The organism is Leucobacter fengyongliangi (assembly GCF_050971685.1).
Classification (GTDB): domain Bacteria; phylum Actinomycetota; class Actinomycetes; order Actinomycetales; family Microbacteriaceae; genus Leucobacter.
In genome coordinates, this window is record NZ_JBPCEU010000014.1 from 30245 (window position 1) to 44829 (window position 14585).

The 14585-nt window shown below is 64.1% G+C and carries 15 protein-coding genes; 3 read left to right on the forward strand and 12 right to left on the reverse strand.

Features of this window, described 5'->3' with window-relative positions; genetic code table 11:
* Window positions 1-25: 25 nt before the first annotated feature.
* From ACR0R4_RS10960 to ACR0R4_RS10980, 5 genes are all read right to left on the reverse strand, one after another.
* Complete coding sequence (locus tag ACR0R4_RS10960; protein ID WP_433647467.1) at window positions 26-991, reverse strand: helix-turn-helix transcriptional regulator; 966 nt, start codon at window positions 989-991, stop codon at window positions 26-28.
* A complete protein-coding gene (locus ACR0R4_RS10965; protein ID WP_433647469.1) occupies window positions 988-2067 on the reverse strand; it encodes a helix-turn-helix transcriptional regulator in 1080 nt (359 codons plus the stop codon). Before ACR0R4_RS10965 ends, ACR0R4_RS10960 begins: the two co-directional genes overlap by 4 nt.
* A gap of 11 nt (window positions 2068-2078) precedes the next feature.
* Complete coding sequence (locus ACR0R4_RS10970; protein ID WP_433647471.1) at window positions 2079-2846, reverse strand: peptidylprolyl isomerase; 768 nt, start codon at window positions 2844-2846, stop codon at window positions 2079-2081.
* Between the two features lie 213 nt (window positions 2847-3059).
* Window positions 3060-4100 carry a tRNA (adenine-N1)-methyltransferase gene (locus ACR0R4_RS10975; RefSeq protein WP_433647548.1) on the reverse strand — a complete coding sequence of 347 codons (1041 nt, stop codon included), beginning with the start codon at window positions 4098-4100 and terminating at the stop codon, window positions 3060-3062.
* A gap of 26 nt (window positions 4101-4126) precedes the next feature.
* Entirely contained in the window at window positions 4127-4846 is a 720-nt protein-coding gene (locus ACR0R4_RS10980; protein WP_433647473.1) for an HAD family hydrolase, read from the reverse strand.
* Window positions 4847-4886: 40 nt separating this feature from the next.
* Here ACR0R4_RS10980 and ACR0R4_RS10985 point away from each other — a divergent pair, with 40 nt between their 5' ends.
* Window positions 4887-5816 (forward strand): PAC2 family protein, encoded by a 930-nt coding sequence (locus ACR0R4_RS10985; RefSeq protein ID WP_433647475.1) that lies wholly within the window; start codon window positions 4887-4889, stop codon window positions 5814-5816.
* Between the two features lie 42 nt (window positions 5817-5858).
* On the opposite strand, the gene mshC is transcribed toward ACR0R4_RS10985, so the two are convergent.
* The 3 genes from mshC to ACR0R4_RS11000 form a co-directional block, all read right to left on the reverse strand.
* A complete protein-coding gene (mshC, locus tag ACR0R4_RS10990; protein ID WP_433647477.1) occupies window positions 5859-7130 on the reverse strand; it encodes a cysteine--1-D-myo-inosityl 2-amino-2-deoxy-alpha-D-glucopyranoside ligase in 1272 nt (423 codons plus the stop codon).
* Window positions 7127-8014 carry an undecaprenyl-diphosphate phosphatase gene (locus tag ACR0R4_RS10995; RefSeq protein WP_433647479.1) on the reverse strand — a complete coding sequence of 296 codons (888 nt, stop codon included), beginning with the start codon at window positions 8012-8014 and terminating at the stop codon, window positions 7127-7129. The genes mshC and ACR0R4_RS10995 overlap by 4 nt, the downstream gene beginning before the upstream one ends.
* Before the next feature lie 103 nt (window positions 8015-8117).
* A complete protein-coding gene (locus ACR0R4_RS11000) occupies window positions 8118-9443 on the reverse strand; it encodes a M20/M25/M40 family metallo-hydrolase (RefSeq protein ID WP_433647481.1) in 1326 nt (441 codons plus the stop codon).
* A 59-nt stretch (window positions 9444-9502) separates the two neighbouring features.
* Here ACR0R4_RS11000 and ACR0R4_RS11005 point away from each other — a divergent pair, with 59 nt between their 5' ends.
* Window positions 9503-10144: a LysE family translocator gene (locus ACR0R4_RS11005; protein WP_433647483.1), complete on the forward strand. Its 642-nt coding sequence runs from the start codon at window positions 9503-9505 to the stop codon at window positions 10142-10144.
* A gap of 72 nt (window positions 10145-10216) precedes the next feature.
* On the forward strand, window positions 10217-10936 hold the full coding sequence (locus ACR0R4_RS11010) for a metal-dependent transcriptional regulator (RefSeq protein ID WP_433647485.1): 720 nt from the start codon (window positions 10217-10219) through the stop codon (window positions 10934-10936).
* Here the strand turns inward: ACR0R4_RS11010 and ACR0R4_RS11015 are convergent.
* The 4 genes from ACR0R4_RS11015 to ACR0R4_RS11030 are packed head-to-tail and all read right to left on the reverse strand — an operon-like array spanning window position 10865 to window position 14498.
* A complete protein-coding gene (locus tag ACR0R4_RS11015) occupies window positions 10865-11788 on the reverse strand; it encodes a metal ABC transporter permease (protein ID WP_433647487.1) in 924 nt (307 codons plus the stop codon). The genes ACR0R4_RS11010 and ACR0R4_RS11015 overlap by 72 nt on opposite strands.
* Entirely contained in the window at window positions 11785-12720 is a 936-nt protein-coding gene (locus tag ACR0R4_RS11020; RefSeq protein WP_433647489.1) for a metal ABC transporter permease, read from the reverse strand. Before ACR0R4_RS11020 ends, ACR0R4_RS11015 begins: the two co-directional genes overlap by 4 nt.
* A gap of 9 nt (window positions 12721-12729) precedes the next feature.
* Window positions 12730-13497 (reverse strand): metal ABC transporter ATP-binding protein, encoded by a 768-nt coding sequence (locus ACR0R4_RS11025; protein ID WP_433647491.1) that lies wholly within the window; start codon window positions 13495-13497, stop codon window positions 12730-12732.
* Window positions 13494-14498, reverse strand: a complete 1005-nt coding sequence (locus ACR0R4_RS11030) for a metal ABC transporter substrate-binding protein (RefSeq protein ID WP_433647493.1) — start codon at window positions 14496-14498, stop codon at window positions 13494-13496. The genes ACR0R4_RS11025 and ACR0R4_RS11030 overlap by 4 nt, the downstream gene beginning before the upstream one ends.
* Window positions 14499-14585: the final 87 nt, after the last annotated feature.

The window sequence follows — 14585 nt, forward strand, 5'->3', positions numbered from 1 at the left end:
GCCAGCTTACTGCCGGAATGCTGAGTCACGCGTCGTGGGGTGCGAGTGCACGAGCGCTCCACTGGAGCACCGCCTCGCGTGCCTCGGCTGGAGTCTCAAAAACAATCTCACCCGGGGCGACCTGCACCACGCGCACCGCGACCGCGGGATGTGCGAGGTCGATCTCGGCACGCACCCAACCATCGACCGGTTCCCCCAGCACCCGTGGCACGAATCCGGCGAGTCGATGCAGAACACCGACCCTGAATCGGAGCCGAGCGGTGACCCCCTCACGCACCGGGTCGAGCGCCGGAAGCGACACGCGCCCCTGCGGCCTCGCCCGTGCGGCCTCAGGCAGCATCCGAGGCACTCGGATGCGATCCACTGCGAACGTGCGCTCGGCCTCTCGATCGAGGCAGTGCGCGCGCAGGTACCAGTCGCCATTCGCCTGGCCGAGCACGAGCGGCTCGACGCGTCTCGTGGTCGCTCGGCCATGCACGTCTCGATAGTCGAAACGCAGCTGCCTCCCCGCGGTGATGGCAGCCGAGATCTCCGCGAGAACAGGATGCTCTGGTTCGGTCGTTACCGACAGCGAGAGCTGCTGGTGATCGTTCATTCCACCGGCGAGCTTCGCCGCGGCCGATGCCACGTGACGACGTTCCCGCTCGGGCAGCATGGGGAGCAGCGCGTGCAGGCCGGCCAGCAACGCCGCGGCCTCGACGGCCGAGAACCGCGGGGTGTCGTCGACCGCGATGACACGGGTGAGGGTCACCACCTCGTGTTCCTCGAACGCGTCCCAGTCGATGTCGAAGAGGTCTTGGTCTTGATAGGTGTTCGTCTCGCCGGGGATTCCTGCCATGCCCAGAAACGGGATGAGCTGACGCAGCACCCGTGCATCGACGGCGAAGGCCTCAGCGAGATCGGCGAGGGGCGTCGGGCCACGTTCGACCAAGTAGGGCACGAGTGCGAGCAGTAGCACCACGCGATCGGGTGTGGTCAGGCTCCTGCTCATCGAGTTCCTCCATCGTCGTCGGAAACAGGAACCTCATGCTGTCGCCGCACCTCGGCGAGCAGGCCTATCACCGCCTCACGCAACGCGGGTGGATCCACACCGACCACCTCATCACCGTAACCCGCAAGTTCGCTTGCAAGGGCGGTGAGGTCGAGCGTCGTCACCGTGAGATGTCGATACCCGACAGGGAGCTCACCGACCTGAGCGGCCTCCTCCGGTGCAGCGTCCGCTGAAATCGGGTGCGTCACCGCGCGCGCAGCCAAACGCGACTCGGCGATGGAGCCCCGACGTACCACGAGCCGTGCGAGCTGCCGTTCCCGCAGGGCGAGGAGGTCGTCAAGCATGCCCTCCACACGATCGCTCAGGGCAGCATCGAACGTTTCTGAGTAAAGCTTCGCTTCTCCCACAATGCGCGAGAGCAGAAACACGCGGCCGGCATCACGCTCAAGATCCCAGGCGATCAGGTGCCAGCGTCCTTCCGCCCGATGCAGGCGAAGGGGTGCAACCCGTCTCTCCGCCGGAGCATCGCGATCTGGCAGCTGATACCAGAAGGTTGTCACACTGCGCTCATCGATGGCGCGTTGTAGTGCGGGAGCCGCGGGATCGGGAATTCCGAGGTGCGGGGCGATTCCGAGTGAGGCGACGTCGAGACCCGCGCCCAGCGATTCCAGTTTCATCGCAGCGCGTCTCGATTCCGCGCTGAGACTGCCCTCCGCCCAGGCCAGCGACGCGAGCCTCAGCACGCTGAGCTCAGCAGCAGTAAAGCGCGCGTCGGAGGGGAACTGCAACAGGTCCTTTGAAATTCTGTAGCGGGAATGTTGCAGATTTCCCGATTCCTCAGGCGAATCAACAGTCTCAATGGGGATGCCAAGTGCGCGCACCTGGTCTTTGTCGCGTTCAAACTGCCGTTCGAGCGCCCGATCGGTCTCGCCTACGCGATATCGATCTGAGTAGCCGTGAACGCTCGAGAGAAGCTCGCGCTTCGTGAGCCCCTGTGGGCTCGCCACCAGCGCGAGGACGAGGCTGAACACCCGTTCCTCAGCGGGGATCGAGCGATGCGTGCTGGGCCCAGCCACGGTGATGTCGCCTATGCGATTGCGAGAATATCGATGACGCTGACGCGGGGGCTTCCGTCGCCGGGCTCGATGACCACGACCTGCGAACCCACGGGGAACCCGGTGAGTGCTGTCCGGAACGTAGCGCCCGACTGCTCGATCTGCTCTTCGGAGCCGAGGTTCTCCGGGCTCGACTCCCACGTGTTCTTGAGCTGCTGACCGTCCCAGCCCACGGTCAACACGTTGCCAATAATCATGCTGTCGGCCTGCACCTCCGGGCCGTCACCCATGATGCGCACCGCGGTCTTCGTTTCGGCTGGCGCGGCCTGCGGAGGCAGCACCAGGCCCACTCTGCCAGCGTCGTCGGTCACAACTGCCGGAAAGCCCGAGGGCAGCGGGGTGAGCGCGCCCGAGGCCGAGCCGGGCGCAACGTCAACAATCTCGGCGATGACGACGAGAGAGGCACCCGGGGTCGATACGGCACCGGTGCTGAGATCTGCCGGCAGTGCGATCGCCACGAGGTCGCCCGGAGCCGAGCACAGCACCCCCTGCAACACCGGCCCACCCTCGGCCGATGCCAGGAACAACTCGCCAGCGGTGCCAGACCCAAATGTCGGGCTTGCCTCGAGCATGTCACCGGAAACCGAGTCGAAGTACGCCAGATTTGCTGACACAATCGTGCCCTCTGCCGCGACGACATCGCGATCAGCTGCCTCTTTCACTATCGAGCGTTGGGCGTTCACGATCTTGGCCCCCGAATCAATCGAGACGTCTGGGTCGCCGCCGCTTAGATTGCCCACCGAAACACTCTCACTGAGTGCCCCCGGGCTCAGGGGTGCGACACACGACTCAGCGCCCGTCGTTGAGACGGTGCAACCTGTCAACCCGGCGAACGCCAGCGTCGCAATAGCAGTGACGGGGAGAACTCGACGACGCATGAAAACCTCTCGGTGAAACCTGGCAACCACCCGATTCTAGTGCAGGCGGGTGTTGGGAAGATGTGATGGGGCGGATCAGTTCTCGGGCTCGTCGGCACCGCGTTCGCGCGCGAGTTGCTGCGCAACGCGCACCTTCTTCCGCAGTACTTTGTCGCTCTTGCTCCACTGACCGATCGACTCGGGCGTCCACTCACCTGCCGCTTCGTCGTTCAAATCCGGGGTCCAGGCCGCGACGTCTTCTGCGGTGAAGTCACCCTTCGACGCTCGGCGCTTGAGCTGCGGCAGAATCGCCCCCGGTGCCAAGCGCCGTGCCGTAATGAGGAAGCCGGTGTGCGCGACCATTCGATGATCCGGACGCACGGCGAGGCCTTCAACATGCCACCCTCGCACCATGGTTTCGTTGGCCTGCGGGTGCGTGAAGCCCCCGTGACGGCGTAATTCTTCGGCCACGCGTGAGAGTTGCGTCACGGTCGCCACGTAGCAGATGATCACTCCGCCCGGTTTCAACGCATCGGCGGCCACACCAACGCATTCCCATGGCGCAAGCATGTCCAGCACCACACGATCGACCGTAGCGGGGGCGCACGCCGCGGGCAGGGCTTCCTGCAGGTCGCCCACCGTCACCGACCAATTCTCGGGAAGGGTGCCCGAGAATGCGGCCGCGTTCGCGCGCGCGATCTCGGCGAACTCTTCGCGTCGCTCGAACGAGAGCAGTTCTCCTTCGCCGCCAATCGCGCGCAACAGATGCAGCGACAGCGCACCAGACCCAACACCGGCCTCCACCACGCGCGCTCCGGGGAAGATGTCTGCGAGCGACAGGATCTGCGCAGCATCTTTCGGGTACACGATTGCCGCACCACGTGGCATCGACATCACGAAGTCACTCAGCAGTGGCCGCAACGCGAGGTATTCCTCGCCGCTGCTATTGGCCACTACCGAACCATCGTGCAGACCCACGAGGTCTGCGTGTGCGATCATGCCTCGGTGGCTGTGAAACTCGCCGCCGGGTACTAGCGTGACGGTGTTGAGCCGACCCTTTGGCCCAGTGAGCTGCACCCGGTCCCCGTAGCCCAGAGGGCCACTCGGCGATGGCCTCAGCACGGGTTCGTCGCCCACAGCCCCAACGTCACTTGCTCTCTCGCTCACGCTCGGGCTCCCATCGGATCGCAGACTGATTCTTGAACTTGTGGATCGCCGCCGCGCAGCGCCGCAAACTGGCTCCGCAAAATCTGAGCATCCGTGGCGTGCAGCGTTGACCAGAGCGCGTGAGCGCTCGAGCCGCGCAGGCTCACCAGATTGGGAAGCCCAATTGCGACCGCGCCTGACGCTGCTGCCGACCGCAGGCCGGTTGGCGAATCTTCGAGGGCAATGCACCGCTCGATCGGCACACCCAGCGCCTCGGCGCCCCGAAGGTACGGCTCGGGGTGAGGCTTCGCGTGATCCACCTCATCACCCGCGACAACCGCCGAGAAGGTGCCCGCCGGAAGCAGACGCACCACCTGCTCGGCGAGCGTGCGCACTGACATAGTGACCAGCGCGCAGGGAATCCCCGCATCGGCGAGGGAGGCAAGGAGTTCGACCGCGCCGGGACGCCAGGCGGGCTCGGTGCTGCTGAGGCCGGTGCCCACATGCGCCGCCCATTCGGCGACGATTTCGTCGGCGCTCAGGGGCACTCCCAGCTTGCGAAACGACTCCGCTGCGTCCCAGAGGCCCGAACCGATGAGGGAATCGCGGAGTTCTGGGGTCATGGGAATTCCGTAGCGATCGAGGATCGCCAACTCGGCCTCGAGCCAGAGCGGCTCGGAATCGATGAGGGTGCCGTCCATGTCCCAGAGTACGGCTGCGAGATTCTGCTCAGTCATTGCAACGAGTCTACCGATCCGAGGCGACTATCCTGGGTGCGTGCCTCAAGCTGCAGATTCCCCCACACACCCGCGGGTGCTCATCGCCGCGTTCGAAGGCTGGAGCGACGCTGGCTCGGCGGCGACGACCGTGTTGCAACACCTCGGCGAACTGATCAATGCCGAGATGCTCCATGCGATCGGGGCAGACGGGTTCGTTGACTACCAGGTGCATCGACCGAAGGTGAGCTTCACTGACTCCGGCCACCGCGTAATCGAGTGGCCCGAAACTCGACTCTACGGCACCGTGCAACGGCCCGGATCCACCTCTGAACCAAGCGCCGAAACCGTGCACCGCATCGATGGCACTCGGGTGCAGGATCTCTTTCTCCTCGCAGGTGTCGAGCCCGCGCGTGACTGGACCGCATTCGCCGAGGAGATTATCGACGTCGTCGACTCATGGGCGATCGATATGGTCATCCTCGTTGGATCGCTGTTTTCCGATGCTCCGCACTCTCGCCCGATCGCGGTCACACTCACGAGCGAAAACGCCGAACTGAGGGCCACCACCGGCGCGGCGCGGAGCGACTACGAGGGAGCCGTGGGTATCTCCACACTGCTCGACATCGCGCTGACCGAGGCCGCAGTTCCCGTGCTCTGCCTCTGGGCGCAAGTGCCGCACTATGTGCACACCGCGCCCTCGCCCAAGGCAGCGCTCGCAATTCTCGACAAGTTGGAGGAGCTGCTCGATGTCGTCATCCCACGAGGTGACATGCTCAGCGAGGCTACCGCGTGGGAAGCAAACATCAACCGCATTGCCGCTGGAGACGACGACATGGCGCGCTACATTCGTTCGCTCGAAGAGGCTCGTGACGCAACGAACGCACCTGAGGCCACTGGCGAGGCCATTGCTCACGAGTTTGAGAAGTACCTCAACATCGATCCCGATGAAAACCCGAACGCCGAGCCCGGACCGCTCTCCACCCCGTAGGCCCCGTTTCGGTCGCCCGCTCTTGGCTCCAGTTGCTTCGCGCTAGGCCAATTCTGTATCGCGCAAGTGCACACCGAGCAAGGCGAGCACCGCATCGGCGATCAGGTCCGGATCATCCACCCCTTGATCAAGTGCAGCATCGAGCGTTGCGAGCATCACTGGCGTGTCGAGATCGTTGGCGAGCGCCTGACGAAGCTGCAGCAAGGTCGCGACCGCGTTGACCGGCTCAGCCGCTTCGCGTTCGAGTCCTTCCCGCCAGGCCTCAAGCCGTCTCGTCGCCACCTCAAGGTCGGAGTCAAACCACTCCCACTCAGACCGGTAGTGGTGCGACAGGAGCCCCAGTCGGATCGCGGAGGGATCTGCCCCACCGGCAAGCAATTTCGAGACCAACACGAGATTCCCGCGTGACTTCGACATCTTGTGGCCGTGATACGAGATCAGGCCAGCGTGGCAGTACGCGTGTGCCAACGGTGTGCCCGAGAGAGCCGTGGCGTGGGCCGCAGTAAATTCGTGATGCGGGAACGCGAGGTCGCCCCCACCGCCCTGCACCGTAAAAGCATTGCCGAGCGCGCCGGTCGCGATGACAGCGCACTCGATGTGCCACCCCGGTCTGCCTGACCCGAGCACAGTCTCCCAGCTCGGTTCGCCATCACGAGCGGCTCGCCACAACAGCGGGTCGAGTGGATCGCGCTTGCCTGCCCGATCCGGGTCTCCCCCGCGCTCCGAACTCAAGAGCATCATCAGTTCACGATCGATCGGCGCCACATCGCCGAGGCGCCACTGCGTCTCTCGCTCGGCGGCAATGGTATCGAAGTACAGGTCTTGACCCGCGCCGACCACCGCGTCCTCAGTGGGCACGGGGTACGCCAGTCCACTCGCGACGAGGCGGTGCACGGCATCAGCGATCTCGTCGATCCTCTCGGTCACCGCGACGTAGTGGTGAGGCGGCAACATGCCGAGGCGGAACATATCGCTGCGGAAGAGGCCAATCTGCTCTTCGGCCAGCGCCCGCCAGTCGACCCCGGTGGCGTTCGCGCGCTCCAGCAGCGGATCGTCGATGTCGGTGATGTTTTGCGCGTATTCGGTGTCGATACCGGCATCGCGCCATGCACGCTGCATCGTGTCGAAGGCGAGGTACGTCGCAGCATGCCCAAGGTGTGTCGCGTCGTAGGGCGTGATACCGCAAACGTACAGCGTCGCTCGCTGATCCTCGATCGCCGGGTATTCGAAGCGACCGGTGGCCGCATTGAACAGGCGCGGCGCGAAGCCCTGGCCAGGCAGCGTGGGGAGGGTGGGCGGGGTCCAGGTTCTCACAGCGCAATCCCATTCAGTATTGGTGATGCGGCATCGATCGTCTGTGCCGTTGCCACGCCCCCCTCGGCGGAAAGTACCCCGGTGCTCAGAAGTACGATGATGACAATTCCGAGCAGAACTCGGTATACCACGAATGGCATGAAGCTGCCGTGCGAGATGTAGCGCATGAACACACCGATGACCACAAGTGCAACGACGAAGGCAATCACCGTGGCAATTAGGGTGGGCACGCCTGCTGCGCTACCCGGGTCACCGATCGACTTGATGAGCTTGTAGCCGCCCGAGCCGAAGACCGCGGGGATCGCCAGGAGGAAGGAGTAGCGGGCGGCGGACTCGCGCGTATAGCCCATGAGGAGACCGGCCGTGATCGTGCCGCCGGAACGTGAGACCCCGGGGATCAGCGCGAGCGCTTGTGCGAACCCAAAAATCAGGCCGTGCTTCCACCCGAGCTGTGTGAGGTCTCGCTCCTGTTTGGCATAGCGGTCGGCAAACCCCAGCAGGAGGCCAAACACGATGAGCGCTATGGCGACGAACCAGAGGGAACGGAGCGTGGTGTCGATGAGGTCTTCAAAGAGGAGTCCCAAGATCACGATGGGGACTGATCCTAAGATGATCCACCATCCCATCAGCGCATCAGGATCGCGGCGCGGAACTGCACCCGTGAGCGACCGGAACCAACGGCCAATGATGCGCACAATGTCGCGCCAGAAGAACACAACGACTGCCGCTTCGGTACCCAGTTGAGTGATTGCAGTGAACGCGGCTCCCGCGTCACCAATACCCATGAGTTCGCTCGCGATGCGCAGGTGCGCACTCGATGAGATCGGTAAGAACTCGGTGAGCCCCTGAATGATGCCAAGCAGGATGGCCTCGAAGATCCCCATGTTTCCCTTCCGTGGGCCCGTGCGTTGCGCGGGCCAGCGACAAGACTAACGCGTGCGGAGCCATACCGTGGTGTGAGCACCGCGGCATGGCTCCGCTACGTATTTAATAACTTCGCAGGAGATCTACCAGCACCGCGTGGCCGAAATCGAGAGCGTCGAGCGGTACGCGCTCGTCTACTCCGTGGAACATTCCCGGGAAATCGAGGTCAGCGGGTAGGCGAAGCGGCGCGAAACCATAGCCAGTGATGCCCAGAAGGCTGAGCGCTTTGTTATCGGTGCCACCCGACAGGAGGTATGGCAGCACTCGGGCTTCAGGGTCATGGCGACCGAGGCTCGCGATCATCGCGTCAATGAGTTCACCCGCAAACGGAACCTCGAGTCCGATGTCGCTGTGCACGGTCTCGATCTCGATATCTGGGCCGACAATCGCCTGCACCTCGGCGAGAATGCCCGCCTGGCTTGCGGGGAACGTACGCACGTCGACGAGCGCCTCCGCGGTATCGGGAATCACGTTGTGCTTGTAACCCGCGCTCAACACCGTCGGATTCGTGGTCGTACGCAAACTCGCCTGAATGAACCCCGCGCCCTTGCCAGCCCGCAGCAACAACTGCTCGGGGTCGACCTCGTGCGGATCCTCACCGAAGATCTTTGCGATCTCGTCTACCAACTCGCGCGTGGTGTCGCAGAGGGCGATCGGCCACTCGTGACGGCCAAGCGCGGCGATTGCCTCGGCGAGACGTGTCACCGCGTTGTCGTGCCACACCCGAGAGCCGTGCGCCGCCGTGCCGCGAGCCCGAAGCTTGATCCAGTCGAGCGATTTTTCGCCCGTTTGAATCAGGTACGCGCGAGTGCCAGCCAGATCGATCGAGTAGCCACCGACCTCGCTGATGGCGGTGCCGGCCCCCTCGAAAAGTTCGGGGTGATTGGCGACCAGGTAGTGCGCGCCGAACGCGCCACCGTCTTCCTCGTCGGCGAAGAAGCCCAGGATCGTGTCGCGGCGCGGCCGCTCCCCCGCGCGCAACAACTCGGCGATCGCAGTCAGGATCATCGCGTCCATATCTTTCATGTCGACCGCGCCGCGACCCCACAGCATGCCGTCTTTCACGATTCCCGCGAAGGGGTCGACCGACCAGTTCGCAGGATCGGCGGGCACCACGTCAAGGTGCCCGTGCAGCACCAGTGCGGGGAGCGTCGGATCGCTGCCCGCAACGCGCGCGACGACGCTCGCGCGGCCGGGTGCCGCCTCGATCGTCACCGGATCCAGCCCGAGCTCGCGAAGATAGTCCGAGACATACGCTGCGGCCTCCGCCTCGGGATTGGCATCCCCGCCGCCTCGGTTGGACGTGTCGAAGCGGATGAGGTCTCGCGCGATCCGCGCCGTTTCTGACAGCTCGTGCTCGCGATCGTGAGGGTTCTGCTGATCACTCATGGCTCCAGGGTATCCACTGACTGTGACATCCGCGTTTCGCGTTCACCTAGACTGTGCGAATGCCGACCATTCAGGCCGTTCTGGCATTTGCGATCGCCTCGCTGATCCTCGTCGTGATCCCCGGACCCAGTGTGCTGTTCGCGGTGGCCCGTACACTGAGCGTCGGCCGCGCGGGCGGCCTGATTACCGTAGCCGGCAACACATTCGGACAGTTCCCGTTGATACTTGCCGTCGCATTCGGCGTGGGTGCGATCGTGGCGCAGTCGGTGGTGCTCTTCACCGTCATCAAACTCGCCGGTGCCGCCTACCTGGTCTACCTGGGCGTGCAAGCGATCCGCCATCGACGGGGCGGCGCGGAGCCCGAGCACGGAGTGGTGCGCAGCGCCGTACCGAGGCGCACGCTATTCTGGCAGGGCTTTGTCGTGGGAGTGAGCAACCCGAAGAGCATCGTATTTTTCGTAGCGGCGCTCCCCCAGTTTGTCGACTTTCACGCGGGTGCCGTGCCGATGCAGATGATCGTGCTCGGTGTCGTCTTTGTTGTCATCGCCCTCGTCTCCGACAGCGTCTGGGTGCTCGTCGCGGGCACCGCGCGTGCGTGGTTTGCTGGCTCTCCGAAGCGACTCAGCACCATGCGCGGCGCGAGCGGCGGGATGCTGATCGGACTCGGCTGCGTGCTTGCGTTCAGCGGCAGCAAAGCCTGAACGTGTTTCGACTTCCGACTTCCGACTTCCAACTTCGTTGGTTCGAAATTTCTTGTTTGGTAGAGTTTTCGCATGGTGCTCTCAGAGCTCTCCCCGAGCAGTCAGAACTATCTCAAGGCCGTGTGGGGCCTGCAAGAGTGGTCTGATGCACCGGTGACGCCCTCTCTCGTCGCCGAGGCCACCGGCATGAAGCTCTCAACCGTGTCGGATGCGGTGCGTCGCCTCGCTGACAAGGGGTTGCTGGATCACGCGCCCTACGGCGCGATTACACTGACCGAGAGCGGTCGCGCCTACGCGATAGGAATGGTGCGTCGCCACCGTCTCATCGAAACCTTCCTCGTCGAGATGCTCGGGTACAGCTGGGATCTCGTGCACGACGAGGCAGAGTCACTCGAACACGCGGTCTCAGATTTTATGATCGACCGGCTCGACGCGCTCCTCGGATTTCCGGTTCGGGATCCACATGGCGACCCGATTCCCAGCGCCTCGGGTGAGATCGTGTATCCCGACGCGCACCCCCTCAGCAGCGCCTCACCGGGCAGCGTGCTGCGCATCGAACGCATTTCAGACGACGATCCGGCACTGCTGCAGTACTTCTCCGAACACGGTCTCGCAGTGGGCACCACATTCGAGGCACGTGAGGGGTCGCCCTTCTCGGACGCACTTGAGATCGTCGTCGGTGCGAGTGATCCTAGTGAAGCTGCTGGCACTCCTGGCGCCTCAATTTCCTTGGGTCGCACCGCCACCGATGCGGTGTGGGTGTCGCTGGTGGATCGCGGAATCGACGCCTGACCTCGCGCCCCTGCGCCGCGCACCGCCGCTGACCACAAGGGTGGCGAGGAACATCACGCCGTACCAGATCGCCATACTTGCGCTTGTGGGGGCGTCGAGCCAGTAGGCGATCCAGAAGCCCACAATCGCGCCAAAGGCGGCAATCGCCAGGGTCAGGGCGATCATCGCGGGAAGCCCGCGCGTCACCAGAAGCGCGGTAGCCGGCGGCGCGATGACCAGCGCAACCACCAGTATTGCTCCCGCGGCGTTGAACGCAGCGGTGACAGTCACCGCGACCAGCAGCATCAGCCCGGCATTCAGCACCCCGGTGCGAACTCCGAGCGAACGAGCGAACTCTGGGTCGAAGGTCGATACCGCAAGCCTCGGGTACAGCGCGGCGATGAACACGACATTGAGGGCCAGCATCCCCAGCATCAGCACCAGATAGACCGGGGCCACCGGGATGCCCTGCACCGCGAACTGCTCGAACGAGGCGAGATTAAGGTCGCCCACCAGAACCGTGTGTGTATCGAGGTGCACGTTCGAGAAATTCATCGTGATGAGGATGACCCCGATGCTGAACAATGCAGGAAATATGAGCCCCTGCGGCGCATCCCCCGTAATGAGACCCGTGCGACTGAGCCACTCGCTGCCCAGAACCACGAGCAGCCCGGCGAGCGCGGCTCCGGCGATCAATATCGGGGAATCCAGGTCTCTGGAGAAGAGATAGCCCACGACGATGCCGGGAAACACGGCGTGGCTGATCGCATCGACCAGCATCGAGTTCTTTCGCAGCACGATGAAGACACCCGGCAGCGCACAGGCCAGCGCGGTGACCACGGCGAGTATGGAGGTGCCGAGCACAAAACTCATCGGGCACCCCCGGTACTCAGCAGCGAATCTCGCAACGCCAGGCGCGCCCTGCGCCTCGCCCGCGCGCGGGTCAATATGCTTCGCCGCGGGGCAAACAGAAGCGAACACACAAAGATCGCGAACAGTGTGAGCACAATGACGGGTCCTGTCGACACACCGCCCCACGAAATCGACAGGTAGGCCCCGACACCACTGCCTACCGCCCCAATTGCCGCGGACAGTAGGACCAGGCCCCGCAGGGAGCTCACCCATTGCCGAGCCGCCGCCGGGGGCGTGATGACGAAGGCGACCATGAGCACGAGGCCGACTGCCTTCACGCCGATCACCGTCGCGATGACGATCGTGATGAACAGCAGGGTATCGATGCCGCGCGCGCGAAAGCCGAGCACCACAGCGAGGTCGGGATCGAAAGTCCGCACCGCGAATTCTTTCCAGAACAGCGCAGTAATCACGAGCGCGATCCCGCCCACCGAAATGCTCGTGACGAGATCGGCGAGGGTGATCACCGAGGCGTTTCCGAACAGGTAATCCTGAATGCCGCCCTTGCCGGGGAACGGGCCGTTGGTGATCACGCTCAGCAACAGCATGCCCACGCCGAAGAAGAACGTGAGCACCACCGCCATGGCAGTGTCAATCGCGAGTTTCGATACGCGCGTGATCGCGTTCGCAGCGAGGGCCGCCAGTGTGCCAATGACCACCGCCCCGACGATCAGCCCGAGCATGTTTCTCCCATCAATGCCAAACAACAGCACCGCGCTGAGGAACGCGAGCAGGGCTCCGGGAAGCGCGGCGTGCGAGATGACGTCACTCATCAGCGATTGTTTTCGCAGGTAGACGAACGGCCCCAGGGCACCGGCGACGAGTCCGATGACGGCGGTACCAAAAAACACCATGCGATAGGTGTGGGTGTCGAAAAACTCGATCGGGCTCATTCTGACGACCTATCGGGGCAGCTCGAGGAACGTGTCGCCGCCGCTCGCCTCATAGGCGGTGCGCAAGTGCTCCGTCGTGAACGCCTCGGCGACGGGGCCCGAGGCAATCACCCTGCGATTCAGGAGGGTCACGTAGTCGCACGAGTCGCGCACCGTGGCGAGGTCGTGATGCACCATCACGACGGTGCTGCCTTGGGCGCGCAGCTGGTGGAGCACTGTCAGGATCGCATGCTGGCTCTTCGCGTCCACCCCCTGAAATGGTTCGTCCATGATGGTGAGATCGGGGGCTTGCACCAGGGTGCGAGCGAGAAACACCCGTTGGCGCTGACCGCCCGAGAGTTCGCCGATCTGACGCGAAGCGAGATCCACAATTCCCGTCCGCTCGAGCGCCTCGCGCGCCCGGGATCGCTCCTCTTTGCCGGGCCGGCGGATCCACCCCAGACCCCCATACGTGCCCATCAGCACTGCGTCGAACACGGTTGCCGGATAGTCCCAGTCGACGCTTGAGGACTGCGGCATATACCCGACCCTGCCGCGCGCCTTCTCAAACGTGCTGCCGAAGAACTCGGCGCGACCGGTCAGCGGCTGCACGAGGCCGAGCATGGCCTTCAAGAGCGTGGATTTGCCCGCGCCGTTCGGACCGACGATGCCCATCACCACTCCCTGGGGCACGTCAATCGAGACGTTCTCGAGCACCGCGCTCTCGCGATAGGCGACGCTCAGGTCAATCGTGCGGCAGGCCGGACTCGCGCTGCGGTGCGCGTCAGCATCGTTCATCGCGTATCCTCGATCAGGGTCTCGGCGATTGCATTGGCGTTGTGCGCGAGCACCCCGAGGTAGGTGTCGACCCCGGCTTCGGCGCCGAGCGAGTCGGCGTACAACTCCGCTGCCGAGATCGTGACGCGCCATCCCCGTGCCTCCACCGCCTCGCGCAGGCTCGTGATCGCTTGCGGATTTGCCTGGTTATCGTTGAAAATCACGGGCACGCGGTTCTCGGCGATCAATGCCGCGAGTTCGTCGAGTTGGCCCGCGCCAAGCGCCGCCTCGGTCGAGATAAAGTCGGTGGCCCGCACCTCAAGATCGAAGGTGCGGCCAAAGTACGAGAACGCGTCATGCCCGGTGATCAACGTGCGCGGCTCGGGAATCGCCTCAAGGATCGCCGAGATGCGATCAGCTTCGCGCGTAATCTGCCCGGCGTAGGCCGTCGCGCGCTCGACATAACCGGTCGCACCACCCGGGTGGATCTCGCCGAGCTTCTCGGCGATGGCCTGCACGACGAGGCCCCACGCAGCCGGGTCATTCCACACATGAGGATCGACCAGTGGATGCCCGCCTGAGTCCGTTTCGGGCAGCGGGATGAGCAGCTCGTCAGGCAGCGTCTCGGCGACGGCGAGTTGCCGGTCCCCGAGGCTGGCGAGTTGATCTGACATCTGCGCTTCGAGTTCGAGCCCGTTCCACAGTACGAGGTCGGCATCGAGAATCCGCTCGATGTCACGCGTCGATGGCTGGTAGCTGTGTGGATCGCCCCCGGGTCCGACCATTGTTGTCACCTGGGCATTCGGTGCAATGTTCGCGACCGCGTCGGCGATATACCCGGTGGTCACGTACACGCGCAGCACGTCGCGCTCGGAAGCAGCGGGAGTGGATCCGCAGCCCGTCACCGTTGTCAGCGCCAGCCCGATAGCCAGAACCGCGGCGAGTCGACGAGTGCGCGTGCGCGTGCGGGCGTACGTCGTTATCGGGCGCGCACCATCTCGGACCGGGGTTCCGATCCACAAAATTCTTAACTTCGATGCCTCGAACATATAATCAACATGGTGCCAAACAACTGCCGTTTCGGCAAGTCAGCGAGACGAGGATCGGAG